This window comes from Microbacterium imperiale (genome assembly GCF_017876655.1).
In the GTDB taxonomy this organism is placed as follows: domain Bacteria; phylum Actinomycetota; class Actinomycetes; order Actinomycetales; family Microbacteriaceae; genus Microbacterium; species Microbacterium imperiale.
Genome location: NZ_JAGIOK010000001.1, coordinates 810,485 through 836,160 on the forward strand (window position 1 = coordinate 810,485; position 25,676 = coordinate 836,160).

Sequence of the window (25,676 nt, forward strand, 5' to 3'; positions counted from 1 at the left end):
TCACGCCACCGACGCGTTCAGTCGAAGTCCCTCGACGACGCTCGCGGCGAGCTTCCGGGCGGCTTCGCGGGTGGCCGGGTCGAGGTCGCGGAACGTCACGGCGCTGCCCGCGGCGAGGTGCGGGTCGTACGGCAGGCGCACGACCGACCGCACGCGCGAGCTGAAGTGCGTCTCGAGCTCGTCCGCGCGGACCATCGGCGTCCCCGGACGCGACGTGTTGAGCACGACGACGGCGCCCTTGACCGCCTCGCCGAATCCGTTCGATTCGAGCCAGGTCAGCGTCTCGGACGCCAGGCGCGCTTCGTCGACCGACATGCCGGCCACCACGACGATCTGATCGGACAGGCCGAGCGTCGCCCCCATGACCGAGTGCACGATGCCGGTTCCGGTGTCGGTGAGCACGATGGAGTAGTAGTGGGCGGCGATCGCGGCGACGTTCTCGTAGTCGTGGTCGCTGAAGGCCTCGGACACGTGCGGATCGGTGTCGGAGGCCAGCACGTCCAGACGGGTCTCGTCGCGGGCGACGATCGACGACAGGTCGTTGAAGCCGACGACGTCGCCGCTCGTGCGCACGAGGTCGCGGACGGTCTTACCGCTGGTGCGGCCGATCCGGTCGGCGAGCGTCCCGCGGTCGGGGTTCGCATCGATCGCGATCACACGGTCGTCGCGGGCGTCCGCGAGCGCCATTCCCAGCAACGTGGTGACCGTCGTCTTGCCGACGCCGCCCTTGCGCGAGAGCACCGGCACGAACTTCGCACCGCCGGCCAGCGGAGCCGAGATGCGGCGGTCGAGCTCCTTGCGCGCGCGAGCGCGTTTGCTGTCGCCGAGGTTGATGCGGTGGCCGGATGCCGCGTACACCAGGCGCTGCCAGCGTCCTTCCGGCTCGCCGCGGACGACCTGCGCCGGGTCGAGCAGACGCTCGGGGGTGAGGAGGTCGGACGACTCGCGTCCCGGTTCGAGGTCGCCGATGCGCCGCGACTGCAGCACGGGCTCGGTCGGGCGGACGACCTGGACGCGCTCGGTCGCATGGCGGACCTGCTCTGCGGCCTGGTGGGCCTCGCGGCGCGTGGTCGGCACCGTACCGGTGATGACCGTCGCCGTCGGCACGACCGTCGCGACGACGGTCTCGGCCGCGGCCGCGGCCGTCGGCGCCGCGGTGGGACCGGTGGCGGCCCGAGCGGCGGACTCATCGCCGCGCGGGGCGGCGGCAGCCGACGAGGCGGTCGCGACCCCGCCGGCCGCGGCCGCGTCTTCGGCAGCCTCGTCGTCGGCGGCGGCCCCGGCGTTCTCCTCGCGAGACTCGGCGGCATCCTCGGGGAAGTCGTCGTCGACGGTCGCGGTGATGACGTCGTCGTCCGTCCCGCGGTCGTCGTGCGTCTCCCCCGCGCCGCCGACGTCCTCGTCCGAGTCGGTCGACGGGACGTCGTCGGACGCGTCACCGTCCTGGTGCGGATGTTCCTCGGACGCGTCACCGGCTTCGGGCAGGTCCGAGCCGTCGGGGTCGTCGGACGCATCGATGTCGGCAGCCGCCTCATGCGCGGCATCCTGTTCGGCTCCGGCGCCGCTCAGAGCGCCCAGCGGGATGTCGCCGGTGCTGAGCTGGTCGTCGAACACTTCGCCGTCGACCACGTCGGCATCGTCGTCGTCGTCGTCATCGGTGGGCGGAAGGGTCACGTCGACCTGGGCCGTGCCGCCGATGATTCCGATGGCGGTCGTATGAATGCTCTCGCTGTCGATGAGGACTGCGGGGTCGTTCTCATCGGGCTGATTCTCGTTGCGCTCAGGCATATTCTGCTGCGTCCACTCCAGGTCTCGAGCTCGCGCCCGACCCCTTAGGCTACTCGCCGGGCCGGATGACGACCAAAAGGTCTCCGGCTTCGACCTGTGCGGTGCCGCTCACGACGAGCCTCTCGACCCGCCCGGCGACCGGCGCGGTGATCGCGGCCTCCATCTTCATCGCCTCGATCGACGCGACCGGCTGGCCGGCCGTGACGGCCTCGCCGACGTCGGTCTTGAGCGTGACGACGCCCGAGAAGGGCGCCGCCACCTGACCCGGCACCGAGGTGTCGGCCCTCTCTGCCGCGCGGGCCTCGACGCTGATGGCGCGGTCGCGCACGAAGACCGGTCGCAGCTGACCGTTCAGTGTCGCCATGACGGTGCGCATCCCCTTGTCGTCGGCCTCGCCGATCGCCTCGAGCCCGACGTACAGCTGCACACCCCGCTCGATCTCGACGACATGCTCGGCGCCGGGCACGAGCCCGTAGAGGTAGTCGGCCGTGTCGAGCACGCTGAGGTCGCCATAGGTCTCGCGGACGCGGTCGAACTCGCGGGTCGGCGCCGGGAACAGCAGCGCGTTGAGCGTCCGCCGCCGGGTCGCCGCGTCCGCCCCGAGCGCCGCGGTGTCGGCGTCCGAGAGCTCCGTGACGCTCGGGCGGACGGCCCGGCCGGCGAGCACCTTCGAGCGGAACGGCTCGGGCCATCCGCCGGGCAGGTCGCCGAGCTCACCCGCCATGAAGCCGACGACCGAGTCCGGGATGTCGTACGCGCCGGGGTCAGCGGCGAAAGCAGCGGGATCGGCCTTGACCGCGGCCAGGTGCAGAGCAAGGTCTCCCACCACCTTCGACGACGGCGTCACCTTGGGAACACGTCCGAGGATGTCGTTCGCCGCGGCGTACATGTCCTCGATCAGCTCGAAGTCGTCGGCGAGACCGAGCGCGATGGCCTGCTGCCGCAGGTTCGACAGCTGCCCGCCGGGGATCTCGTGCCGGTACACGCGGCCCGTGGGCCCGGGCAGACCCGACTCGAACGGACGGTACAGGTGGCGCACGGCCTCCCAGTACGGCTCGAGGTCCGACACCGCCCCCAGATCGAGCCCCGTGTCGCGCTCGGTGTGGGCGAGCGCCGCGACGAGTGCGGAGAGCGATGGCTGGCTCGTCGTGCCGGCCATGGGCGCGGCCGCGGCGTCGACGGCATCCGCTCCCGCGGCGCTCGCGGCCAGCAGCGTCGCGAGCTGTCCCCCCGCGGTGTCGTGGGTGTGCACGTGGACGGGAACGTCGAACCGCTCGCGCAGCGCGCCGACCAGACGGGACGCCGCGGCCGGTCGCAGCAGCCCGGCCATGTCCTTGATCGCCAGCACGTGGGCGCCGGCGTCGACGATCTGGTCGGCCAGGCGCAGGTAGTAGTCGAGGGTGTACAGGTCCTCGGCCGGGTCGAGCAGGTCGCCTGTGTAGCAGAGCGCGACTTCGGCGACCGTGGTGCCGGTCGCCAGCACCGCGTCGATCGCCGGCCGCATCTGCGAGACGTCGTTCAGCGCGTCGAAGATGCGGAAGATGTCGACGCCCGAGTCGGCTGCCTCGCGCACGAAGGCCTCGGTCACCGCGGCCGGGTACGGCGTGTAGCCCACCGTGTTGCGGCCACGCAGCAGCATCTGGATCGCGATGTTCGGCAGGGCCGCCCGCAGCTTGTCGAGACGCTCCCACGGGTCCTCGCCGAGGAAGCGCAGCGCCACGTCGTAGGTCGCCCCACCCCACGCCTCGACCGAGAGCAGCTGCGGCGTGAGGCGCGATACCGCGGGCGCCACCGCCACGAGGTCCTTCGTCCTCACCCGCGTCGCGAGCAGCGACTGGTGGGCGTCGCGGAACGTGGTCTCGGTCACCGCGAGCGCGGTCTGCTCGCGCAGGGCGCGGGCGAAGCCGGCGGGACCGAGCTCGAGCAGGCGCTGCCGGGACCCCGCGGGCGGCGCGGCCGAGACGTCGATCCGCGGCAGCTTGGCACGAGGCTCGACGGTCGTCGGCGCGGTGCCGTGCGGCCGGTTGACGGTCGTGTCGGCGAGCCAGCCCAGGATCTTCGACCCGCGGTCCTTCGACGGGCGGCCCTCGAGGAGTTCCGGGCGCTCATCGATGAACGCGGTGCTGAGGTCGCCGCGCTCGAACGCGGGGTCGTCGAGCACCCGCTGCAGGAAGGGGATGTTCGTCGAGACACCGCGGATGCGGAACTCCGCGAGAGCGCGCCGCGAGCGCACGACGGCAGCGGCGAAATCGCGGCCGCGACACGTCAGCTTCGCGAGCATCGAGTCGAAGTGGGGGCTCACCTGCGAACCGGCGGCGGTCGTGCCGCCGTCCAGACGGATGCCGGCTCCGCCGGGCGACCGGTACGTCGTGATCTTTCCGGTGTCGGGGCGGAAGCCCTGCGCCGGGTCCTCCGTCGTGATGCGGCACTGCAGCGCGGCCCCGCGCAGGCGGATGTCGTCCTGCGCGAGTCCGAGCCCGGCGAGCGTCTCGCCGGCCGCGATCCGCATCTGCGACTGCACCAGGTCGACGTCCGTCACCTCCTCGGTGACGGTGTGCTCGACCTGGATGCGCGGGTTCATCTCGATGAACACCGCCTCGCCGGCGCGCGGGCCCGCCGTCTCGAGCAGGAACTCGACCGTCCCGGCGTTGACGTAGCCGATCGATCGCGCGAAGGCGATCGCGTGCCGGTGCAGAGCCGAGCGCGTGGCGTCGTCGAGATTCGGCGCGGGTGCGATCTCGATCACCTTCTGATGGCGACGCTGCACGGAGCAGTCGCGCTCGAAGAGGTGGACGGTCTCGCCGGTCGCGTCGGCGAGGATCTGCACCTCGACGTGACGCGGCCGCTGCACGGCCTGCTCGAGGAACACCCGCGGGTCGCCGAAAGCGCTGCCCGCCTCGCGCATCGCCTCGGACAGCGCGGGGGCGAGCTCCTGCTCGGAGCCGACGCGTCGCATGCCGCGGCCCCCACCGCCGGCCACCGCTTTGACGAAGACCGGGAACCCGATGTCGCCGGCCTGGGCGACCAGCTCGTCGATGTCGTCGGACGCCTCGGTCGAGCGCAGCACCGGCACTCCCGCCTCGGCGGCGTGACGTTTGGCCGTCACCTTGTTGCCGGCCATCTCGAGCACCTGAGCAGACGGCCCGATGAACGCGATGCCCGCGGCTGCAGCGCGGGCGGCGAGCTCGGGATTCTCCGACAGGAACCCGTACCCGGGATAGATCGCGTCGGCCTCGCTCTCGACGGCGACGCGGATGATCTCGTCGACGTCGAGGTAGGCCCGCACCGGGTGCCCCTTCGTCCCGATCTCGTAGGCTTCGTCAGCCTTCAACCGGTGGAGCGAGTATCGGTCTTCGTGCGGATAGACCGCCACCGTTCGCGCTCCCAGCTCGAATGCCGCTCGAAAGGCTCGGATGGCGATCTCGCCGCGATTGGCGACAAGGATCTTTCGGAACATGCTCACCTCGCAGGAGTGAGACGCGTGGCGACGGTGCCGCGCGAGGGCTCGAATACCTTCTCAGCCTAGGGGACGGTAACGTAGGGTCTCGTGCACGTACTCTCCGTCAGCTCGCTCAAAGGCGGGGTCGGCAAGACGACGGTCACTTTGGGGCTCGCATCCGCCGCGTTCGCCCGCGGTGTCCGGACGTTGGTCGTCGACCTCGATCCGCAGTCCGACGTGTCGACGGGGATGGACATCCAGGTCGCCGGTCGCCTCAACGTCGCCGACGTCCTCGCCAATCCCAAGGAGAAGGTGGTCCGTCAGGCCATCACCTCCAGCGGGTGGGCCAAGGTGCATCCCGGCACGATCGACGTCCTCATCGGCAGCCCGTCGGCCATCAACTTCGACGGCCCCCATCCCAGCGTCCGCGACGTATGGAAGCTCGAGGAGGCCCTCGCGACGATCGAGGCCGACTACGACCTGGTGCTGATCGACTGCGCCCCCTCGCTCAACGCGCTCACCCGCACCGCGTGGGCCGCGAGCGACCGCGTCGTCGTCGTCACCGAGCCCGGCCTGTTCTCCGTCGCCGCAGCAGACCGCGCCCTCCGCGCGATCGAGGAGATCCGCCGCGGCCTCTCCCCCCGACTCCAGCCCCTCGGCATCGTCGTCAACCGCGTGCGTCCGCAGTCGATCGAGCACCAGTTCCGCATCAAGGAGCTGCGCGACATGTTCGGTCCGCTCGTCCTGTCACCCCAGCTGCCCGAGCGCACGTCGCTGCAGCAGGCCCAGGGCGCGGCGAAGCCGCTGCACATCTGGCCCGGCGACTCCGCGCAGGAGCTCGCCTCCGACTTCGATGCCCTGCTCGATCGCGTGCTGCGCACCGGGCGCATCGCCGTCGCCGGGGAAACTCCCGCCGCCACGTAGGAATCCACCCGCAGATGTGACGGAACCCCGGAAGCGACAGCTCCGGGGTTCTCTGCGTGAGGGGTCCTCCGCGCGCGGCCCTGCCGAGACGGGTGCTCGACTCAGGCGCTGCGCACCGAGCGTCGCGCCGCGAGTTCGTCGACCGGGTCGGGTGCCTGCGGGTCGAATTCCACGAGGGTCGACTCGACCTCGCGCAGCACCTTGCCGACCGCGATGCCGAAAACGCCCTGGCCGCGGCTGACGAGGTCGATGACCTCGTCGTTCGACGTGCAGAGATAGACCGACGCACCGTCGCTCATGAGAGTCGTGCCCGCCAGATCACGGATCCCGGCGGCACGCAGCTGATCGACGGCGACGCGGATCTGCTGCAGCGAGATGCCCGTGTCGAGCAGTCGCTTGACGAGCTTGAGGACGAGGATGTCGCGGAAGCCGTAGAGACGCTGCGAGCCGGAGCCGCTCGCGCCGCGCACCGTGGGCTCGACGAGCTCCGTGCGGGCCCAGTAGTCGAGCTGACGGTAGGTGATGCCGGCCGCGCGCGCGGCCTGCGCGCCGCGGTAGCCGACCTCGTCGTCCATCTGCGGCAAACCGTCGGTGAACAGCAGGTCGGTCGTGAACCGCATCTCGCCGAGCGAATCATGCGCGGTCATCTGGTCCTCCTGCCGGACGGTCGGGTTGCTTCCACGCTAGATGAGGGATGCCGGTGCGGCAACGACATCCGGTCCGGCGGTGCGGCGTGTCGCGCTGAGCTCATCGCGCGAGTCGGTCGATCGCCGTCTGGACGAACGCCGATCGCACCTCGTCGAGGCGTCGCACGAGCTCGGGCGCGAGGTCGTGAGCACGACCGCGGGATGTCGAGTCGGTGCGCCGCAGGAGCGGCGCGAGCGCCGTCTCGACCAGGGCGACATCGCGCTCGGCCGCCTGACGGACGGTACGCAGGTGGCGGGGACCGATGCCGTGACGGTCGAGGGCGACGAGGGTCCGCAGCAGCGCCAGAGCCCGTTCGTCGTAGGTGTCGGCCGCGGGCAGAAGACCCGCCGAGACGGCGTCGCCGAGCAGAGGCGCGGTGGCCTCGGCCTGCTCGAGCAGCTCGTCGCGACGGTAGCGGCGCTGGGTCACGATCGACGAGGGCAACGCCGGTGGCATCGGCTCGGCGCCGGGATTGTCGAGGTACTCGCGAATGCGGGCGAGCGGCATGTAGTGATCGCGCTGCAGCGTGAGGGCGGTGCGCAGCCGCTCGACGTCGGATGCCGAGAACTTGCGGTACCCCGACCCGGTGCGCGTCGGGGTGACGATGCCCTGATCTTCGAGGTAGCGGAGCTTGCTCGAGCTGAGCGCGGGGAACTCGGGATTCAGTCGCGCGAGCACCTGACCGATGCTCAGATGACCCGCCGCCGCGGAACGGCTGCGGGCTGCGGAAGCGGGGCTCACGCTCCGGACGCCGAGGCGCGGTCGAGCGGCGAGACGAAGAAGTTGAGGCGGAACTTGCCGACGCGCAGCTCCGCACCGTCCGACAGCACGGCGCGATCGACACGCTCGCCATTGACGTAGGTTCCGTTCAGCGAGCGCTGGTCGACGATCTCGAACACCGAGCCGGTGCGGGTGATCTCGGCGTGACGGCGCGACACGGTGACGTCGTCGAAGAAGATGTCGGCCTCGGGGTGCCGGCCCACCGTCGTCACGTCGGTGTCGAGCAGGTAGCGTGCGCCCGCGGTCGGGCCGGAACGCACCAGCAGCAGAGCCGCGCGCTCGGGCAGCGACTGGATGGCGTCACGCTCGACGGCCGTCAGATCCGCCCCGAACGGCACGAACGACAGGTCGAGGTCATGCCCGAACGTCTGCGTCGTGTCCGAGGACCCGCTGTGCGGCGTGCGGTCGGGTCCGCGTCGGATGTCGTCGACGTCTCGATCCTTTTCGTCCACAGTGTCCTCCTCTTCCGGCCCAGCCTAACGGATCGAGGGCGCCACGCGAACGCCGGTCCCCCGCTTTCCCACCCACGTCATATGCGGCGTCGATAGGGTCGGACCGATGTCCACGCGCACCCGTTCCCGCCGCCCCCGCCTGCTCGTGATCCTGGGACTCGTCCTGGGCCTCGCGGGCACGGCCGTCGCCGTTCCCGCCGTCGCCCACGACGAGCTCCTCGCCTCCGATCCCGCCGCCGACAGTGAGGTCGCCCAGCTGCCCGACGCAGTCACGCTGACCTACAGCGGCGTGCTCATCGACGAGCCCGGCGTCAACGCCATCTCCGTGACCGACGCGGCGGGCACCGAGCTGGCCGACGGCTCGCCGGTGCTCGACGGCACGACGGTGACGCAGGCTCTCACCGGTGACAGCCAGGGCCCGATCACCGTGCGCTGGCGCGTGGTCTCGAGCGATGGACACCCCGTGTCCGGGGAGTTCTCGTTCACCGCGGGCGACCCTGCCGCCGCTCCCACCGCGCCGTCGGAGACGACGAGTGCCGAGACCGCCGACGAGGGGCTCCCGCCGGTCTTCTGGATCGTCGTCGCGGTCGTCGTCGTCGCCGGCGTGGCGGCGCTGATCGTCGCCCTCGTCGCGGCTTCCCGCCGCCGCACCGAGGACTAGGCTGGAGGCATGCCTCACTACAACGTCGTCATCCTCGGCGCGGGCCCCGGCGGGTATGTCGCAGCTGTCCGCGCTGCGCAGCTCGGACAGTCCGTCGCGATCATCGAAGAGAAGTACTGGGGAGGCGTCTGCCTGAACGTCGGCTGCATCCCCTCGAAGGCCCTGCTGAAGAACGCCGACCTGGCGCACACCTTCAAGCACAAGGCCGACATGTTCGGCATCAGCGGCGACGTGCACTTCGACTTCGGCACCGCCTTCGACCGCAGCCGGAAGGTGGCCGAGACGCACGTCAAGGGCATCCACTTCCTGATGAAGAAGAACAAGGTCACCGAGTACGAGGGTCGCGGCTCGTTCATCGACGCCAAGTCGATCCAGGTGACCAAGGCCGACGGCTCGCAGGAGACGGTGACGTTCGACAACGTCATCATCGCGACCGGCTCGTTCGTCCGCCTCCTCCCCGGCGTGCAGCTGAGCGACAACGTCGTGACCTACGAGGAGCAGATCCTCACGCGCGACCTGCCGAACTCGATCGTCATCGTCGGCGCCGGCGCCATCGGCATGGAGTTCGCCTTCGTCATGTCGAACTACGGCGTCAAGGTCACGATCATCGAGTTCCTCGACCGCGCCCTCCCCAACGAGGACGTCGAGGTCTCGAAGGAGATCCAGCGCCAGTACAAGAAGTACGGCATCGACATCCTCACCTCGACCAAGGTCGAGCAGATCGAGGACTCGGGCGACAAGGTGACCGTCTCGTACTCGGCGAACGCCGACGGCGCGAAGGGCCAGATCGAGGCCGACAAGGTGCTCATGTCGATCGGCTTCGCACCCCGCGTCGAGGGCTTCGGCCTCGAGAACACCGGTGTGAAGCTGACCGAGCGCGGCGCCATCGACATCGACGACCACATGCGGACGAACGTCGAGGGCATCTACGCCATCGGTGACGTCACGGCCAAGCTGCAGCTCGCGCACGTCGCCGAGGCGCAGGGCGTCGTCGCCGCTGAGACCATCGGCGGCGCCGAGACCCAGACGCTCGGCGACTACCGCAACATGCCGCGCGCGACGTTCTGCTCGCCGCAGGTGGCGTCGTTCGGCCTCACCGAGCAGCAGGCGCGCGACGCCGGCTACGACGTCAAGGTCGCGAAGTTCCCGTTCTCGGCCAACGGCAAGGCGAACGGCCTGGGCGAGCCCGTCGGCTTCGTCAAGCTCATCGCCGACGCCGAGCACCTCGAGCTGCTTGGCGGTCACCTCATCGGCCCCGATGTGTCGGAGCTGCTGCCCGAGCTGACCCTGGCGCAGAAGTGGGACCTCACCGCCCTCGAGGCCGCCCGCAACGTGCACACCCACCCGACGCTGTCGGAGGGTCTGCAGGAGGCGTTCCACGGCCTCGCAGGTCACATGATCAACCTCTGACGCTCACGTCACGAAGACGAACGCACCGCTCGGCTCAGCCGGCGGTGCGTTCGTCTTCGTGGGCTCGGGGATGTTCCCGAAGGGCGTCCCGGTCAGAGACCGAGGGCGCGTGCGAGCTTGGACTCGGATGCCGCCGGGCGGCCTCCCGCCGACTGGACGAGCTCGTCGGCGGTCGCGAAGAGCTCGGCGATGTCGGTCGCGCGCGGAGGGGCGGCCGGACCGAGTTCGATCTCCCATTCGCGCCACGAGCTCGAGCGGCCCGTGCGCTCGTCCACGGCCGTCACCCGGTCGTCGACGAATTCGGCGATGAGCCCGCCGTCGGCGTCGCGCAGGGCGTATGCCGTCCGCGAGTTGCGGATGCGCGCGACGACCTCGAACGGCGGATCCGAGATCTCGGCGAGGGCCTCGAGCACCGGACCCGGCACCTCGAGGGCGTCGTCGGACCCGCCGTCGTCGAGGGGCCACTGCGTCTCGAGCTTGCCCTCGGGCGTCGAGCGCTTGATGTGCCACCCCTCGTCGGGACCGCCCGTGCGCCGCCGCAGCGCGGTCAGCGCCTCGGCGAGGCGGCCGTCGGGAGTGTCGAGGTAACGCGCGTCGAGTTCGCGCGGCTCGGGCTCACCGACCGTGGCCACGCCGGGAAGCGCGGCCCAGTCGGGAACCGGAGTGTCGGCGTCGACGTCGTACTTGCGCTCGACCTCGAGCGAGCTGCGGGGCTCAGTCGTCACTGGTCACGCGGTCGTCTCGTTCGTCGGTCGAGGGGTCGATGTCGCCCTCGGCCTCGACGAAGTGGAACTCCGACGACGTGGGGCCGTCGCCCTCGCCGGTGTTCTCGGCGGCTCCCGCGCGCTCGTAGACGACCTGCGTCTCGCTGTAGGGCAGGATGAGCCGGTCCGACGTCTCGTCGTCCAGCGGAAGGGTCTGCCCGTCGAGCGGGCCACCGTGCAGTCGTGCAATAGCCATGTTCTGACCTCCTGTTCCCGACCCTACCCGCGCCGCGCGAGCGGCCCGATACGCTTGCGCCATGGGTCCGAGAGCACTACGGAGCGGAGGATCGGCGTGAAGCCATTCGTCCTCTTGGCGACCCGCGCCGAGGATGTCCCGGCCGATGAGGAGTACGAGCTGTTCGTGCGTCACGCGGGGCTCGAACCCGCCTCGCTGCGACGCGTCCGCCTCGAAGCCGGCCCCATGCCGGCGATCGATCTCGACGAGATCTCCGGCATCTTCGTCGGGGGCGGACCGTTCAACGCCTCGGACCCGTGGGAACGCAAGACGGCGGTGCAGCGACGCGTCGAGGCGGAGTTCGCGGCGCTGCTCCAGCGCGTCGTCGCCGCTGACACCCCGTTCCTCGGAGCCTGCTACGGAATCGGCACCGTCGGAGCCTTCCTCGGCGCGAGCATCGACCGACGCTTCGGCGAACCGATCAGCGTGGTCGATGTCGAGCTGACGGCCGCGGGGCGCGCCGATCCCCTCCTGGAGGGGCTGCCGACGACCTTCCCCGCATTCGTCGGCCACAAGGAAGCGATCTCGGCCCTGCCGTCGCGGGCGACGCTCCTGGCCTCCTCCGCGGGGTGCCCCGTGCAGATGTTCCGCGTGGGCGCCAACGTCTATGCGACGCAGTTCCACCCCGAGCTCGACCTCGAGGGCATCACGACGCGCATCCACGCCTACGCCGACCACGGCTACTTCGCCCCCGACGAGCTCGACCTCACGCTGAGCGCCGTGCGGCGCGCAACCGTCACCCATACGGGATCGATCCTGCGCACGTTCGTCGAGCGCTACGCACGCTGACGCGTAGGCGCGGGTCAGCGTGCGGCGGGCGGGCGGCGCGTCAGGCCTTCGAGCCGGCGCGCTCCTCGGCCTCGAGTTCGCGAGCCTTCTCGAGCTCGCGGGCGGCCGCCGAGACGGCATCCTCTGCGCGCTGGACGCGGCGCTGCAGGAAGGTGCGGGCACCGAACCGAGCCCGCACGCGGTCTTCCTGTTCGCGCGCACCCGTGACGATGTAGGCCGTCGCGATGAGGATGACCTGCGACGACAGGTTCAGCCACAGCAGCAGCGCGATGAGCGAGGCGAACGACGCCAGCAGCGGATTGGATGTCGCTCCGCCGACGAACAGGCCCGACAGCTGCTGCAGCACCGTCAGCCCCGCGCCGCCGAGAAGAGCGCCGCTCCACAGCGCGCGCTTGCGGGCCTTCACGCCCGAGAGCACGCGGAACAGCACCGCCACGGCGACCGTGTCGAGCGCGAACACCACGACGAGCGACACCGCCCAGCCGGCGAACTGCACCAACGGGTTCGAGTCGGCGAAGCCGAGCAGGTCGGCGAGCAGGCCGACGCCGGCGGTCCCGAGGAACGTCACGCCCGCCGCGGCGACCAGCGCCCCGCCGATGCCGATCGCGAGAGCGAGGTTTCGCAGCAGCACCCAGACGAACAGCAGGTCGTCGGTCAGCTCGTCGGCGATCGCGCGCATCGCCGTGCGCAGCGATCCGATCGCGCCGATCGCCGCGCCGAGCAGACCGACGGTGGCGATGACGCCCGCGATCGTGAGCCCCGCGGGGGCGGTGATGTCGTCGAGCTTGATCAGCCCGTCCTCGCCGACGAGGCCGGGGATCACGCGGTTGACGGCGTCGATGAGCGCCTGCCAGGCGACCGGGTCGCCCGCGAGCCACAGCGCGGCGACGGAGAAACCCAGCAGCACACCGGCGAAGACGCTGAAGAGCGTGCGGTACGTGACACTGTCGGCGAGGACCGGGCCCCGGTGCTCGCTGTAGAGCAGGAAGGCCCGGACGGGCTTGCGCTCCAGGGCCCAGGCGATCGAGCGCGAGACGAACGTGGAGTCGGCCATGCCGCCACGATAGCGGCGGCCTTCCGCCTGCCGCGGGCACTTGACACCGCCTCACCCGCCCAGCAGGGCCGATCCGACGGCGACCACGGCGCCGCCCACCAGGAATGGACCGAACGGGATGCGGGTGCGCCGGTCCGCCCGCCGCAGCGCGATGAGCGTGAGCGCGAACAGGCCGCCGCTGAGCACGGCGACGACGGTCGCGATGACCGGCACCTCCCAGCCGTGCGCGCCCGTGACCAGCCCGAGGGCGCCGGCGAGCTTCACGTCTCCCCCGCCGAGGCCGCCGCCGCCCCGGTACAGCAGGTACGACGCCCCGAACACGACCGCCCCCGAAGCGGCGGCGCCGAGAAGCGGTGACACCGAGCCGTGCGCCATCGCGACGGCAGCGGCATAGGCGATACCGAGCGGATACAGCGGAAGGACGAGACGGTTCGGCAACCGATGATCCCGCAGGTCGATGACGACGAGCGCGACGCCGATCACGGCCATCGGCGCGAGCAGGAGCAGCGCCGCGGCGAGCCCCGGGCCGGTCACGCGTCGAGCACCTCGAGCCGCACGGCCACGATGCCGTCCGCGCCGATCCCCTCCGCCCGCCGCACCGCTTGCTTGAGCGGCAGCACGTAGACGCCGCGGCCGGCGTCCGGGAAGATCGAGGTGGTCCAGGTGGTCGCACCGATCGTCGCTGTGACGCGCACGGCCCCGAAGCCGCGCGGCATCCGGGGGATCTCGCGGATGTCGGCGCTGACCTCGTCGGGGACGGCGGCGAAGTACCAGTCCTGGGTCCGGGCCTCCCAGCGGAACACCTCGGCGTCGAATGCGAGCATCACCCGCTCAGCGTAGAGCGCGCCAGGCCGCCACGGCGCGGGGTCTCCACAGCGCAGCGACCCTAGGGCAGGATCATCACCGGCGTGCCCTCGGGCAGCTGGGCGAGGCGGTCGGTCGCCGGCCCGTCGAGGTAGATGCAGCCGAACGAGGTCGCACCCTCGCGCATCCGGTAGTAGTGGAACGCGGTGACGGCGACGTCTCCCCCGTCGAAGCCCGCCATGACCGGCGACTGGACGCCGAGGTAGACCATCGGGTGGCCGTCGGTGTAGCGGAACTCGGGCACGATGGTCGTCCACATGACGAAGGTGCGCCCGGTCGGCGTCGGCGTCGACTCCTTGCCCCAGGCGAACTGCTCCGACACGCGCTCGCGCCCGGCCGCGCTGACGATGTCGATGGTGTTGGCCGCGAGGTGGACCTCGACGAACTCCGCGGTGATCGAGAGCTCGACGTCGGCCGCGCGCAGCCAGCCGACGGTCTGCCCGCCGTTGCCCTCGGGCGGCACGCCCTGTCGGCCCGGAAGAAGCACCTTCACCCAGTCGGTCTCGGCCACCACGACCGGAACGGTCGTGCCGCCGTAGTGATGCTCGCGCGGCAGATAACCGACCGGCTCCCCCGCCGGGTCGGCGAACACCGGGGCACCCGCTCCGAGCGGTCGCGCCTGCGACGATGTCAGGGTCCCGGTGGGGTCGTCGTCCACCGGGATCGCCGGATTGACCGACCGCACGTCGATGAGCGGCAACGTCGAGATGTCGTACACGGTGTCGTTGCGCGGATGCGGCGCGGGAGCGGCATCCGTCGACGGGTCGGCCGTCGAGGCGGCAGCGGGTTCGACGTCCGCGACGGAGGCGACCGGCGCGGCCTCGCGCACCGACGCGAGGTCACGCAGCGGAGCGAGCGCCCAGAACCCGGCGGCCGCCATCGCCCCCACCGCGAGAACGGCGACGACCGCGGCGGGGTGCAGACGACGGCTCATACGCCCATGGTGGGTCGGTCGGCGCGGTGACGCAAGGGACGGCGGCGCGTCACCAGTGCGGGTGGATGTCGGCGCGCAGCAGCTCGTCGTAGACGGCGACGACGGCGTCGGCGAACGGCGTCAGGTCGGTGCCGTCCTCGAGCAGCGCGGCCGCCGCGGCGTTCGCGCGGGCCTGGTCGGGCGTGCGGGCGCCGGGGATGACGCTCGTGACACCGGGGCGCGACGCGATCCACGCGAGGGTCGCCGCCGGCAGCGAGACGCCGTCGGGCAGCGTGTCGGCCAGGCGCCGCGCGGCTGCGACACCGGTCTCGAAGTCGACGCCCGAGAAGGTCTCGCCGCGGTCGAACGCCTCGCCGTGGCGGTTGTACGAGCGGTGGTCGTCGGCGGCGAAGGTCGTCTGCGCGGTGTAGCGACCGCTCAAGAGCCCGGACGCCAGCGGCACGCGCGCGAAGATCGCGACCTCAGCGTTCGCGGCGGCGGGCAGCACCTCGTCGAGCGGCTTGAGCCGGAACGGGTTGACGATGATCTGCACGTTGGTCACGTGCGGGCGCGCGATCGCGGCGAGCGCCTGCGCCGTCGTCTCGACCGAGACGCCGTAGGCGGCGATGGCGCCGGCGGCGACCAGCTCGTCGAGGGCGTCATAGGTGGCGTCGGCCTCGATGACCGCCGTCGGCGGGCAGTGCAGCTGCACGAGGTCGAGGGTGTCGACGCCGAGGTTGCGCCGTGACCGCTCGGTCCACTGACGGAAGTTCTCGGGGGTGTAGTTCTCGGGCTCTTGGGCGAGGCGCCGGCCCATCTTCGTCGCCACAGTGATGCCGTGCCCGGGTCGCTCGGCGAGGAAGCGGCCGATGATGCTCTCGCTGCGGCCGTCGCCGTAGACGTCGGCGGTGTCGAAGAGGGTGACTCCGGCGTCGGCGGAGGCCGCGAGGACCGCGCGGGCCTGGGCCTCGTCGACATCCCCCCAGTCCGCACCGAGCTGCCAGGTGCCCAGGCCGATGGCCGAGACGGAACGGGACGTGGACGCGAGGCGGCGCTGCTGCATGGCTCCAGCGTAGGCGGAGGGCCGGACCCGCGGGCCCGGCCCTCCGGAATTCACGGGGTCATGCCCCGCGGGTGGCCTTCGCCTTGCCCGTCGTCTTCGTGACGGGCGCGGGGCCGGCGACCGCGTCGGCCGCCGCCACGGCTCCCGCGCGCGTCGCCCGCACCTCGGCGAAGGAGGTGCCGTAGTACGCCGCCTCCATGAGGGTCTTCATGTCCTCGATCATCGGCATGCGCGGGTTGGCCGGCGCGCACTGGTCTTCGTACGCGGCCATGGCCAGGTTGTGCAGGTTGTCGAGGAAGCGGGCCTCGTCCACGCCCTGAGCCTGGAACGAGCGCTCGATGCCGACGCGGTCGCGCAGCTCCTCCACCGCCCGGGCATAGCTCTCGACGCCCTCCTCCGGGGTGGATGCCGGCAGGCCCAGGTGCTGCGCGATCTGCTGGAAGCGCTCGGGGGCGATGTAGCGCTCGTACTTCGGCCAGCTGGTCAGCTTGGTCGGCACCGTGCCGTTGTACCGGATGACGTGGGGCAGGTAGACCGCGTTGGTCCGTCCGTGCACCAGCTTGTAGGTCGCGCCCGTCACGTGCGCCATCGCGTGGACGATGCCGAGGAACGCATTGCCGAAGGCCATGCCGGCGATGGATGCGGCGTTGTGCATCTTCTCGCGGGCCCGCCGGTCAGCGGCATCCGTCGATCCCGGCTGCGCCTTCGTGCTGCGCTCGATGTTCTCGAAGATGAGCTTGATCGCGTGCAGGCACAGGCCGTCGGTGTAGTCGTTGGCGTAGACCGACACGTAGGCCTCGGTGGCGTGCGTCAGGGCGTCGAAGCCGGCGTCGGCGACGAGGAACCCGGGCAGCACGCGCGTGAGCTCGGGATCGATGATCGCGACCGACGGCGTCAGCGCGTAGTCGGCGAGCGGGTACTTCATGCCGGTGGCGTCGTCGGTGATGACCGCGAAGGGCGTCATCTCGGAGCCCGTGCCCGAGGTCGTCGGCACGCACACGAGCTTGGCCTTCTTACCCATCTCGGGGAAGGTGAACGCGCGCTTGCGGACGTCGAAGAACTTCTCGCGCATGTCCGAGAACTCGATCTCGGGGTTCTCGTACAGCAGCCACATGACCTTGGCGGCATCCATCGGCGATCCCCCGCCGAGCGCGATGATCGTGTCGGGCTGGAACTGCCGCAGCTGCTCGGCACCGGCCATCACCTCGGACACCTTCGGCTCGGGCCGCACGCTGTTGATCAGCTGCACCTGCACGCGGTTCTCACGCCGGTTCAGCACATCGGTGATGCGATCGACATACCCGAGCGAGGTCATCGTCTCGTCGGTGATGATCGTCACCCGCTCGACACCGCGCATGTCGGCGAGGTAGCGGATGGCGTGCGGCTCGAAGTAGGTCTTGGCCGGGATCTTGAACCACTGCAGGTTGTTGTTGCGCCGTCCGACGCGCTTGACGTTCACGAGGTTCACCGCCGAGACGTTGTTCGAGACCGAGTTGTGTCCATAGGAGCCGCAGCCGAGCGTCAGCGACGGCAGGAACGCGTTGTAGATGTCGCCGATGCCGCCGAGGGCGCTGGGCGAGTTCTCGATGATGCGCACCGCCTTGACCACCTCGGCAAAGCGCGCGATGACGTCCGCGTCGTTCGAGTGGATGGCGCCGGAGTGTCCGAGTCCGTCGAAGGCGACCATCTGACGCGAGAGCTCGATGCCCTCCTCGGGGCTGGCTGCACGCAGGACGGCCAGGACGGGAGCGAGCTTCTCGCGAGTGAGCGGCTCGTGCGGGCCCACGCCGCTGACCTCGGCCAGCAGGATCGACGTGTCGGCGGGAACGGTGAAGCCCGCCTGCTCCGCGATCCACACCGGCGACTGCCCGACGACGCGGGCGTTCAGCTTCGCATCGGCGCAGTTCGCACTGTCGGCCCTCACCCCGAAGATGAAGTCCTCGAGCATGGCCTTCTCGGCGGCCGAGACCCGGTAGGCGTGCAGCCGGTCGAACTCGGCCAGCGCCTCGTCCGCGATCGGGGCGTCGAGGATGACCGCCTGCTCGCTCGCGCAGACCATGCCCATGTCGAAGGACTTCGACAGCACGATGTCGTTGACGGCGCGGCCCACGTCGGCGGTGCGCTCGACGAAGGCGGGGACGTTGCCGGCGCCGACACCGAGAGCGGGCTTGCCGCACGAGTACGCGGCGCGGACCATGGCGTTGCCCCCGGTGGCGAGGATCAGCGCCACACCCGGGTGGTGCATGAGCTCACCCGAGGCCTCCATCGACGGCTCCTCGATCCACTGGATGCAGTGCTCGGGCGCCCCCGCGGCCACCGCCGCGTCGCGGACGATGCGAGCCGCCTCGGACGAACAGCGCTGCGCCGACGGGTGGAACCCGAACACGATCGGGTTGCGGGTCTTCAGCGCGATGAGCGACTTGAAGATGGCGGTCGAGGTCGGGTTGGTGACCGGCGTGAGCGCGCACACGACGCCGACGGGGTCGGCGATCTCGGTGATGCCCGTGAGCTCGTCGTGGGAGATGACCCCCACGGTCTTCTGGTCGATGATCGAGTGCGTCACGTGTTCGCACGCGAACATGTTCTTCACTGCCTTGTCTTCGAAGAGGCCGCGCCCGGTCTCCTCGACGGCCATCACGGCGAGTTCGCCGTGATGGTGCAGCGCGGCCACCGACGCCTTGCGGACGATGTGGTCGATCTGTTCCTGGGTGAAGTGCGCGTACTCGTCGAGGGCGCGCTGGGCCCGAGCGACGAGGGCGTCGATGGCGATGGACATCGTGAGCCTTCCCGGCGCGGAGATGGTCCGCGTCTGTGTCCGAAACCGGGATAGAGGGACCTCGACCCCGTGCCTTCAGTCTGCACCCTGTGGTCTGACCACACCAGAGGGCGGGCCGGAACTATTCGCGCCTTTTCTCCACCGGACGACGGTGGCCGACGCGGGGCCACCGCGCGAGACTGAGGACGTGGTGCAGCTGCCCGTCTACTACTACTCGTCGGTCTCGAACCTGATCCGCCGCTTCGCCACCCACCTCACGGCGGCGGATGGCCGCCCCGTGCTCGACCTCTCGCAGCGCGAGGTCCGGGCGAGTGAGCCCGACGGGCCCTGGGTGCTGCTGACGCCGTCGTACAAAGCGGGCAACGACGCGCACGCCACATTGCCCGCGCCCGTGCGGGGCTTCCTGCGCTCCCCCACGACCAGGCGGCGGCTAGTCGGCATCATCGGATCCGGCAACCGGAACTTCGGCGAGCACTACCAGGCGGCGGCGCGGGAACTGTCGCGCGTGTCGGGCCGCCCGGTGATCTTCGAGTTCGAGCTCGCCGGCACCCCCGAGGACGTCACCGAATGCGCCCGGCGACTCGCCGCCTTCGACGCCAGGTTCGCCGAGAAGCGACCGGACGACCCGTCCGATTGAGAAGATTCGCGTCGATTCCGGTCCGACTGTGACACTTTCGGCCCACGGAACCGCCGCTTTCGCGTAGCATTCGAGAGTCGGTGTGTCTCGGCGCACCCCTCCGTCGGCTTCACGTCGATGTGCTTGTCCTCAGTTCCGCCGTCGATCTCACGCATTCGGGCCCTGCTCTCGGCCCCTGAACCGACCATCTAGCGTCGGTCACCTCTCTGCGAACACGGTTCGCACCCATAGACTCCGCGGCGGTTCGACCGCTGCGGTACCCCGGATCATCACAGCGGTGGTCCCAGAACACAGAAGGAAAATGACGACATGGCCACTGGCACCGTCAAATGGTTCAACTCGGAGAAGGGGTTCGGCTTCATCGCTCCGGACGACGGCACCGCGGACGTGTTCGCGCACTTCAGCGCCATTGCCGGCACTGGACACCGCAACCTGTTCGAGAACCAGAAGGTCGAGTTCGACGTGGAGCAGGGCCAGAAGGGCCTGCAGGCGACGAACATCCGCGCTCTCTGAGCGTTCGACGCACAGGAGGGGTCGGCCCATCGGGCCGGCCCCTTCGTCGTATCCGGTTCCGGTCGATTCACCGGGGCGCTCCAGCCAGATCCGGCGGGGTCTGACGAATGAACGGATGCCGCAGCCGCAACCTTCGCTAGCGTGTGCCGCAGCGCTCGTGGGAGCGCTCTCGAAGCGAAGGAGCTTGCATGCACGCAACGACGCGTCATCGGAGACGCATCATCACCACCGCGGCGGTCGGAGTCTTGGCCTGCGCCATCATCGCGTCCGCCCCGATCGGGGCGGACGCGGCTGCCCCGGCCGAGATCGGCGATGATCAGCTGCTACCCAACCCGGCCTTCGACGTCGACGCGAGCCCGTGGTGGACGAGCGGCCCCGTGGCGCTGTCGAACCCGGACGGGCGCATGTGCGCGACGGTCACGGAGCAGACGGCCAATCCGTGGGACGTGCTTCTCGGACACAACGACATCACGCTCCCCGGCGAGACCGGCTTCGAGCTGCGCTTCACGGCGACGGCATCCGCTCCCCTGACCGCGGGCACGAAGGCCGGCACCTATGCCGGCGCCTCGACGGAAGACTGGATGGAGCAGAGCTTCGCCCTCGACGCGCGGCCCCGGGAGTTCGCGTACCGCTTCGAGACGTCTCCGACCGAGAGCTACCATCTCGCGCAGCTGCAGTTCCGGCTGGGCGGGGCGAGTGCCGGAACCGTCGTCTGCTTCGACGACGTGTCGCTCACCGGTACCGCCTACACCTACACTCCCGATGCGGGCCCCGCGATCAAGGTCAATCAGGTGGGCTACCTGACGCAGGGACCGAAGCGAGCGACCATCGTCTCCGGCGCAGATCAAGCGCTGGCGTGGACGCTCGAGGCCGCGGACGGCGCGGCCCTCGCCACCGGAACGACGGAGCCGGCCGGTTTCGATCCGAGCGCCGGCGTCGAAGTGCATCGCATCGACTTCTCGTCCGTGACCACACCCGGCGACGATCTTCGGCTACGGGTCGGCGATGAGCGCAGCCATCCCTTCAGGATCTCAGACGACGTCTTCCAGTCGCTGCGCACGGATTCGATGCGGTTCTTCTACACCAACCGCTCGGGCATCGAGATCGACGGTGCCATCGCTGGGGCGGCGTACGCGCGTCCGGCCGGTCACGTCGGCGCCGGGGCGAACCAAGGCGACGACGACGTCGCCTGCCTGGAACCGCAGCCCTGGGCCGATGACTGGACGTGCACGGGCCGCCACGATGTGAGTGGCGGGTGGTATGACGCCGGGGATCACGGCAAGTACGTCGTCAACGGCGGAATCGCGGTCGCGCAGCTGCTCTCGACATACGAGCGCGCCCTGGCGGCGGGAACGAGCGATGCCCTCGGCGACTCGACCCTGGCCCTGCCCGAGCGCGGCAATGGTGTGCCCGACATCCTCGATGAGGCGCGCTGGCAGATGGACTTCCTGCTGCGGATGCAGGTGCCCGCCGGCGACCCGCTCGCCGGTATGGCCTGGCACAAGGTCCACGATCGAGCGTGGACCGGGCTGCCGCTGCTTCCGCACGAGGACCCACAGGAACGCCTGCTGCACCGCCCGTCGACCGCAGCGACCCTCAACCTGGCCGCCACCGCGGCACAGGCCTCGCGCCTGTTCGAGCCGTACGACGCCGCGTTCTCCGAACGCTTGCTCGCGGCTGCAGAACGGGCGTACGACGCGGCGCTCGCCCACCCCGACCTGCTCGCCCCCGAGGAGGACGGCGAGGGCGGCGGCACCTACGCCGACGAGACCGTGACCGACGAGTTCTACTGGGCGGCGGCGGAGCTCTATCTCACGACCGGCAGCGACCGCTACCGCGCAGAAGTGGAGGACAACCCGCTGCACCAGCAGGAGGTCTTCGACGCCGACGGCTTCTACTGGGGTGAGGTCGGACCGATCGCACGGATGCAGTTGGCGCGGTTCGCCACCGATCTGCCCGACATCGACCGCATCCGTTCTTCCGTCGTGGATGCCGCCGACCGGCTGATCGCCGATCAGCGCGCGCAGCCGTTCGGACAGCCGTATGCGCCGCCGCAGGGACTCTACGACTGGGGCTCGAACTCGTCGGTGCTGAACAATCAGGTCGTGCTGGCCACGGCATTCGACCTCACACAACGGCCTCGCTACGCCGACGCCGTCGTCGAGGGGTACGACTATCTGCTGGGACGCAACGTGATCGGTCAGTCGTACGTGACCGGATACGGCGAGAACGACGCACGCAACCAGCACAGTCGGTGGTACGCCAACGCCCTCGACCCGCAGCTGCCGCATCCACCGGTCGGCACCGTGTCGGGCGGACCGAACTCGTCGCTGCAGGATCCGGTCGCCTCGGACTGGCTGCAGGGGCGCGCACCGCAGGCCTGCTACGTCGACAACATCGGGGCATGGTCGGTGAACGAGATCACCATCAACTGGAACTCCGCGCTCGCCTGGGTCGCGTCGTTCGTGGCGGATCTGGGCGACGGCTTCGTCGCCGTGACTCCGACGGCGGTGGATGACGTGGCGTCGGGCCCCGCGGGGTCGCGTATCGCGGTCGCTCCGCTCGAGAACGACACCGCCGGCGACCCGGACTTCCCGTTGGATGCCGCGTCGCTGACGCTGCTCGACGCGGACGGAAAGGCCGCCACGGTAATCGAGGTCGAGGGCGGACGCTACGAGCTCGACGGCGAGCGCATCGCGTTCGTGCCGGACGCGGGCTTCACGGGGACTGCACCGCCGGTCGCCTACCGCGTGAACGACACGCGCGGGACGACGGCCACGGCGACGTTCACGCCGACGGTGACGGCTGCGGTGATCGTTCCCCCGTCCGCCGACGAGACACCCTCGCCCGCCCCAGCCGCCGTGTCGACGCGACCCGATCGCGGCGCGCTGGCGAGCACCGGCATGGCCGGGGCACCGCTGTGGCTGGTCGTCGGCGCGGCGCTCGCCCTCATCGTGAGCGGCACCGCGTTGGCTCGACGCCGCCAGCGCGACCGCTGAGCGAGTCGAGGAGCGTCGGCTTCCGGTGCAGGCGGACAGCGCGGCACCGGGAGCCGGCCGGCCTTCGCGCGCGGTCGTCGCGTCAGTCCTGCGGGGTGACGACCTTGTTCTGATACGCCCAGACGACCGCTTGCAGGCGGGACCGCACCCCGAGCTTCGGCAGGATGCGCACGATGTGCGACTTCACCGTGCTGACCTCGACGGTGAGCGCGGCGGCGATGTCGTCGTTCGACATGCCCTGCGCCAGCAGCTCGAGGATCTCCCGCTCGCGCGGGGTCAGGTGCCCCGCCGCCTCGGCTGACGTCGACACCCGCTGCAGCGCACGACGACGCGAGAACTCGCGCAGCACGCGGCGAGTGACGGTCTGATCGAGCGTGCCGTTGCCCGCGGCCACGTTGCGGACCGCGCGCACGATGTCTTCGGGTTCGGCGTCCTTGAGCAGGAAGCCCGAGGCCCCCGCCTCGAGCGCCTCGAACACGTACTCGTCGAGGTCGAAGGTGGTCAGGATCAGCACCGGAATGCTCGGGCCGCCGTCTTCCCGGTCACCGAGGGCGCGGGTCACCTCGATGCCGGTGAGGCCCGGCATCCGGATGTCGAGACAGGCCACATCCGGCCGCAGGGATGCCGCGAGCTCGAGGGCCTGCACGCCGTCGGGCGCCGTCGCCACCACCTCGACGTCGGGTTCGGCGGCAAGCAGGGCGGCGAGGCCCGCGCGCGCGAGCGGCTGATCGTCGGCGACGAGCACACGGATCATGTCGGCCCTCCCGGGGCGTTCGTCGGCTCGGCCGGCACGGTGAGGCGGACAGTCCAGCCGCCGGGGGCATCCGGTCCCGCCTCCAGCGTGCCACCCACGAGACCGGCGCGCTCGCGCATCCCGAGCAGACCGAAGCCCTCACGCGCCGGTTCGGCGTCGGAGGACGGGATGCCCGATGCCGCGGGCACGTTGCTCACGGTCGCGATGAAGACGTCGGGTCGGGTGCCATCGAGGTGCACCTCGCACGACGCTCCGGGGGCGTGCCGGGCGGCGTTGGCCAGCGCCTCTTGCACCATGCGATAGATCACGAGCTGTCCGAGCGGTCCGACCTGCCCACCGCCGGATGCCGTCGTCAGCTCGACGACGCGGCCCGTGGCGCGCGCCGACTCGACGAGAGAGGTGACGGTCTCGAGCGTCTCGACGGCATCGCGATCATCTCCGTCGCGGCGCAGCAGTCCGACGAGCTGGCGGAGGTCGTCGAGCAGCACCCGGCTCTGCTCGCGCACCTGGCGGACGGCGACCCGAGCGGCCTCGGGGTCGGTCGCGATCTGGCGCTCGATGACGCCGGCCATGAGCGCGATGCTCGACACGTGGTGGGCGGCGATGTCGTGCAGTTCACGGGCCATCGCGGCGCGCTCGCGCGCGACGGCGGCCTCGACGACGGCGGCGCGCTCTCGGCGCATCGCCTCGGTCTCGCCGGTCCGGGCCCGATGCGCGTCGCGCCGCGCGGTGACGGCCAATACCCCCGCCGCCGGCAGGGCGACGATCGCCACCGCCTGCAGCAGGGCGGCACCGAGTGCGCCCGGCACCGAAACGGCGCTCGAGCCGAGGATGTCGGCCGTCTGGCCGCCGGCGACGAGCACCCCGGCGACCGGCAGCAGTACCCGCAGCCGGCGCGGCGGAACGAGCAGCGTGGTGCGGAGCACGGCGACCAGCACCGCGGCATCCGCAAGACTCCCGAGCCCCGTCGGCGCGAGGATGCCGACCAGCAGGGCCCCGGTGGCGGTGCCGAGCAGGACCGAGACCGGCGCGACGCGCGCGAAGCACAGGGCGATCGCTTGGGCTGCCAGGACGGCGCCCGATATCCACCAGGCTGCGGTGTCGATCCGCACGGTCGCTTCGCCGGCGAACAGGTGCGGGGCCGCCAGCAGCGCCAGAAGGGTCGCCGCGCCGGTGCCGAGCGCCACGACGACATCCGTGACGCCCGGCATCCGCCGTGAGGACCTCATGCCGCTATCTTCGCGGCTTCCGGAGCGGGGCGTCCCACCAGGGGGGTCGTACGGGGCAGGCCGAGGCGTCCGCGGGTGAGTGCGATGGTGATCGCCGCCGCCACCGTCGCGCCGATCAGCAGCACGTGCTGCAGTTGGTCCGCGCCGACGGTGGGGAACATCTCGGCCCAGAAGACGGTGACGGTGTTGTTCAGGCTCACGTGGAACAGCATCACGATCGGCAGGCTCTGGCCCGACCGGTTGAACAGCCACATGATGACGACGTTGAACAGCGCGCTGAAGGCGACGAACTCGACGACGTTCAGCCACGTGAGGTCGGGCCACGATCCCCACTCGGTGAGGAAGAGAGGCAGGTGCCAGATTCCCCACAGCGGTCCGAGGATCGCGGCGGCGCCGAGCGGTCCGAAGCGTTCCTGCAGCGGCGGCAGCGCGAAGTCGCGCCAGCCGGGCTCTTCGGCGAGCCCCGTCGTCAGCATCTGCAGCAGCAGCGCGGGGACATACAGCGCGAGGGCGACGAGGCTCGGCGCCTGCACCTGTCCCCCGGAGGCGATCGTGCCGAGCACCAGCACCGCGATCGGCACCGCGAGCAGCGCCACCGCGTACCACCGGGGCGCGACCCGCCAGCGCAGCAGCCGGCTCACCCAGACGCGCAGGCCCGCGCGGCCGCCCGTCAACGCCGTGACGATGAACGCCGCCCCGAGCGGCCCGACGTAAGCGCCGAAGAGCATGCCGGTGAACTGCGAGGTGCCGAAGATCCGCGGGAACGCGTAGTCCCAGACGCCCAGTCCGTCGCGGGAGAGGATCCAGGGCGTCCACGCCACCCAGCTGAGGCCGAGCGCCAGCACGAAGAACGACACGAGCGGTCTGCGGCGTATCACTCCGGCGATCCCGGCGGTCGAGCTGTTGCCTTCACGAATGGCAGACATGCGTGGTTCCTTCCGTTGC

23 protein-coding genes are annotated in these 25,676 nt (G+C 70.7%); 7 read left to right on the forward strand and 16 right to left on the reverse strand.

Features of this window, described 5'->3' with window-relative positions; all coding sequences use genetic code 11:
- Both JOF37_RS03970 and JOF37_RS03975 read right to left on the reverse strand, forming a co-directional pair.
- Positions 1-1,788 carry a MinD/ParA family ATP-binding protein gene (locus JOF37_RS03970; protein WP_210005304.1) on the reverse strand — a complete coding sequence of 596 codons (1,788 nt, stop codon included), beginning with the start codon at positions 1,786-1,788 and terminating at the stop codon, positions 1-3.
- A 49-nt stretch (positions 1,789-1,837) separates the two neighbouring features.
- Positions 1,838-5,245 carry a pyruvate carboxylase gene (locus JOF37_RS03975; protein ID WP_210005306.1) on the reverse strand — a complete coding sequence of 1,136 codons (3,408 nt, stop codon included), beginning with the start codon at positions 5,243-5,245 and terminating at the stop codon, positions 1,838-1,840.
- 90 nt (positions 5,246-5,335) lie between these two features.
- Between JOF37_RS03975 and JOF37_RS03980 the strand changes: the two genes are divergently transcribed.
- Positions 5,336-6,151, forward strand: coding sequence for a ParA family protein (locus tag JOF37_RS03980; RefSeq protein ID WP_210005307.1), 816 nt, complete (start codon positions 5,336-5,338; stop codon positions 6,149-6,151).
- Positions 6,152-6,252: 101 nt separating this feature from the next.
- Here the strand turns inward: JOF37_RS03980 and JOF37_RS03985 are convergent, their stop codons facing one another.
- From JOF37_RS03985 to JOF37_RS03995, 3 genes are all read right to left on the reverse strand, one after another.
- Positions 6,253-6,798, reverse strand: coding sequence for a MerR family transcriptional regulator (locus JOF37_RS03985; protein WP_210005309.1), 546 nt, complete (start codon positions 6,796-6,798; stop codon positions 6,253-6,255).
- A 100-nt stretch (positions 6,799-6,898) separates the two neighbouring features.
- Positions 6,899-7,579, reverse strand: a complete 681-nt coding sequence (ftsR, locus tag JOF37_RS03990) for a transcriptional regulator FtsR (protein WP_210005310.1) — start codon at positions 7,577-7,579, stop codon at positions 6,899-6,901.
- Positions 7,576-8,070, reverse strand: coding sequence for an FHA domain-containing protein (locus tag JOF37_RS03995; protein WP_210005311.1), 495 nt, complete (start codon positions 8,068-8,070; stop codon positions 7,576-7,578). Before JOF37_RS03995 ends, ftsR begins: the two co-directional genes overlap by 4 nt.
- A 106-nt stretch (positions 8,071-8,176) precedes the next feature.
- Here JOF37_RS03995 and JOF37_RS04000 point away from each other — a divergent pair, with 106 nt between their 5' ends.
- Positions 8,177-8,731, forward strand: a complete 555-nt coding sequence (locus JOF37_RS04000) for a copper resistance CopC family protein (RefSeq protein ID WP_210005312.1) — start codon at positions 8,177-8,179, stop codon at positions 8,729-8,731.
- A gap of 9 nt (positions 8,732-8,740) precedes the next feature.
- Positions 8,741-10,141 carry a dihydrolipoyl dehydrogenase gene (gene lpdA / locus JOF37_RS04005; protein ID WP_210005313.1) on the forward strand — a complete coding sequence of 467 codons (1,401 nt, stop codon included), beginning with the start codon at positions 8,741-8,743 and terminating at the stop codon, positions 10,139-10,141.
- Positions 10,142-10,233: 92 nt separating this feature from the next.
- Here lpdA and JOF37_RS04010 read toward each other — a convergent pair whose 3' ends face one another.
- Positions 10,234-10,866 carry a CYTH domain-containing protein gene (locus tag JOF37_RS04010; RefSeq protein ID WP_210005314.1) on the reverse strand — a complete coding sequence of 211 codons (633 nt, stop codon included), beginning with the start codon at positions 10,864-10,866 and terminating at the stop codon, positions 10,234-10,236.
- Entirely contained in the window at positions 10,856-11,101 is a 246-nt protein-coding gene (locus JOF37_RS04015; protein ID WP_210005317.1) for a response regulator, read from the reverse strand. Before JOF37_RS04015 ends, JOF37_RS04010 begins: the two co-directional genes overlap by 11 nt.
- 96 nt (positions 11,102-11,197) lie before the next feature.
- Between JOF37_RS04015 and JOF37_RS04020 the strand changes: the two genes are divergently transcribed.
- Positions 11,198-11,929: a glutamine amidotransferase gene (locus JOF37_RS04020; protein WP_210005319.1), complete on the forward strand. Its 732-nt coding sequence runs from the start codon at positions 11,198-11,200 to the stop codon at positions 11,927-11,929.
- Between the two features lie 40 nt (positions 11,930-11,969).
- Here the strand turns inward: JOF37_RS04020 and JOF37_RS04025 are convergent, their stop codons facing one another.
- The 6 genes from JOF37_RS04025 to adhE form a co-directional block, all read right to left on the reverse strand.
- Complete coding sequence (locus tag JOF37_RS04025) at positions 11,970-12,983, reverse strand: YihY/virulence factor BrkB family protein (RefSeq protein ID WP_210005320.1); 1,014 nt, start codon at positions 12,981-12,983, stop codon at positions 11,970-11,972.
- A gap of 51 nt (positions 12,984-13,034) precedes the next feature.
- Positions 13,035-13,517: a prepilin peptidase gene (locus tag JOF37_RS04030; RefSeq protein ID WP_210005322.1), complete on the reverse strand. Its 483-nt coding sequence runs from the start codon at positions 13,515-13,517 to the stop codon at positions 13,035-13,037.
- Entirely contained in the window at positions 13,514-13,807 is a 294-nt protein-coding gene (locus tag JOF37_RS04035; RefSeq protein WP_210007661.1) for a DUF1905 domain-containing protein, read from the reverse strand. The genes JOF37_RS04030 and JOF37_RS04035 overlap by 4 nt, the downstream gene beginning before the upstream one ends.
- Positions 13,808-13,869: 62 nt before the next feature.
- The gene (locus JOF37_RS04040; protein ID WP_210005323.1) at positions 13,870-14,781 is read right to left on the reverse strand and encodes a L,D-transpeptidase; all 912 of its coding nucleotides are present in this window, start codon (positions 14,779-14,781) and stop codon (positions 13,870-13,872) included.
- Between the two features lie 49 nt (positions 14,782-14,830).
- Positions 14,831-15,823 (reverse strand): aldo/keto reductase, encoded by a 993-nt coding sequence (locus tag JOF37_RS04045; RefSeq protein ID WP_210005325.1) that lies wholly within the window; start codon positions 15,821-15,823, stop codon positions 14,831-14,833.
- A 58-nt stretch (positions 15,824-15,881) separates the two neighbouring features.
- Complete coding sequence (gene adhE / locus JOF37_RS04050; RefSeq protein ID WP_210005330.1) at positions 15,882-18,599, reverse strand: bifunctional acetaldehyde-CoA/alcohol dehydrogenase; 2,718 nt, start codon at positions 18,597-18,599, stop codon at positions 15,882-15,884.
- Positions 18,600-18,786: 187 nt separating this feature from the next.
- Between adhE and nrdI the strand changes: the two genes are divergently transcribed.
- The 3 genes from nrdI (at position 18,787) to JOF37_RS04065 (ending at position 22,748) form a co-directional block, all read left to right on the forward strand.
- Positions 18,787-19,236 (forward strand): class Ib ribonucleoside-diphosphate reductase assembly flavoprotein NrdI, encoded by a 450-nt coding sequence (nrdI, locus tag JOF37_RS04055; protein ID WP_210005332.1) that lies wholly within the window; start codon positions 18,787-18,789, stop codon positions 19,234-19,236.
- Between the two features lie 309 nt (positions 19,237-19,545).
- Positions 19,546-19,749, forward strand: a complete 204-nt coding sequence (locus JOF37_RS04060) for a cold-shock protein (RefSeq protein WP_023951622.1) — start codon at positions 19,546-19,548, stop codon at positions 19,747-19,749.
- 188 nt (positions 19,750-19,937) lie between these two features.
- Positions 19,938-22,748, forward strand: coding sequence for a glycoside hydrolase family 9 protein (locus JOF37_RS04065; protein ID WP_210005333.1), 2,811 nt, complete (start codon positions 19,938-19,940; stop codon positions 22,746-22,748).
- Positions 22,749-22,830: 82 nt separating this feature from the next.
- Here JOF37_RS04065 and JOF37_RS04070 read toward each other — a convergent pair whose 3' ends face one another.
- Genes JOF37_RS04070 through JOF37_RS04080 form a run of 3 tightly spaced genes read right to left on the reverse strand, consistent with a single transcriptional unit; the run spans position 22,831 to position 25,657 of the window.
- Positions 22,831-23,502, reverse strand: coding sequence for a response regulator (locus JOF37_RS04070; RefSeq protein WP_210005334.1), 672 nt, complete (start codon positions 23,500-23,502; stop codon positions 22,831-22,833).
- Complete coding sequence (locus tag JOF37_RS04075) at positions 23,499-24,731, reverse strand: sensor histidine kinase (RefSeq protein ID WP_210005335.1); 1,233 nt, start codon at positions 24,729-24,731, stop codon at positions 23,499-23,501. The genes JOF37_RS04070 and JOF37_RS04075 overlap by 4 nt, the downstream gene beginning before the upstream one ends.
- Entirely contained in the window at positions 24,728-25,657 is a 930-nt protein-coding gene (locus tag JOF37_RS04080; RefSeq protein ID WP_210005336.1) for a CPBP family intramembrane glutamic endopeptidase, read from the reverse strand. Before JOF37_RS04080 ends, JOF37_RS04075 begins: the two co-directional genes overlap by 4 nt.
- Positions 25,658-25,676 lie beyond the last annotated feature (19 nt).

Bases quoted from the DNA above. Each gene is read 5' to 3' on its own strand.
- JOF37_RS03970 (WP_210005304.1), bottom strand. From the start codon at position 1,788: ATGCCTGAGCGCAACGAGAATCAGCCCGATGAGAACGACCCCGCAGTC.
- JOF37_RS03975 (WP_210005306.1), bottom strand. From the start codon at position 5,245: ATGTTCCGAAAGATCCTTGTCGCCAATCGCGGCGAGATCGCCATCCGA.
- JOF37_RS03985 (WP_210005309.1), bottom strand. From the start codon at position 6,798: ATGACCGCGCATGATTCGCTCGGCGAGATGCGGTTCACGACCGACCTG.
- JOF37_RS04000 (WP_210005312.1), top strand. From the start codon at position 8,177: ATGTCCACGCGCACCCGTTCCCGCCGCCCCCGCCTGCTCGTGATCCTG.
- lpdA (WP_210005313.1), top strand. From the start codon at position 8,741: ATGCCTCACTACAACGTCGTCATCCTCGGCGCGGGCCCCGGCGGGTAT.
- JOF37_RS04015 (WP_210005317.1), bottom strand. From the start codon at position 11,101: ATGGCTATTGCACGACTGCACGGTGGCCCGCTCGACGGGCAGACCCTT.
- JOF37_RS04025 (WP_210005320.1), bottom strand. From the start codon at position 12,983: ATGGCCGACTCCACGTTCGTCTCGCGCTCGATCGCCTGGGCCCTGGAG.
- JOF37_RS04035 (WP_210007661.1), bottom strand. From the start codon at position 13,807: ATGCTCGCATTCGACGCCGAGGTGTTCCGCTGGGAGGCCCGGACCCAG.
- JOF37_RS04040 (WP_210005323.1), bottom strand. From the start codon at position 14,781: ATGAGCCGTCGTCTGCACCCCGCCGCGGTCGTCGCCGTTCTCGCGGTG.
- JOF37_RS04045 (WP_210005325.1), bottom strand. From the start codon at position 15,823: ATGCAGCAGCGCCGCCTCGCGTCCACGTCCCGTTCCGTCTCGGCCATC.
- adhE (WP_210005330.1), bottom strand. From the start codon at position 18,599: ATGTCCATCGCCATCGACGCCCTCGTCGCTCGGGCCCAGCGCGCCCTC.
- JOF37_RS04060 (WP_023951622.1), top strand. From the start codon at position 19,546: ATGGCCACTGGCACCGTCAAATGGTTCAACTCGGAGAAGGGGTTCGGC.
- JOF37_RS04065 (WP_210005333.1), top strand. From the start codon at position 19,938: ATGCACGCAACGACGCGTCATCGGAGACGCATCATCACCACCGCGGCG.
- JOF37_RS04070 (WP_210005334.1), bottom strand. From the start codon at position 23,502: ATGATCCGTGTGCTCGTCGCCGACGATCAGCCGCTCGCGCGCGCGGGC.
- JOF37_RS04075 (WP_210005335.1), bottom strand. From the start codon at position 24,731: ATGAGGTCCTCACGGCGGATGCCGGGCGTCACGGATGTCGTCGTGGCG.
- JOF37_RS04080 (WP_210005336.1), bottom strand. From the start codon at position 25,657: ATGTCTGCCATTCGTGAAGGCAACAGCTCGACCGCCGGGATCGCCGGA.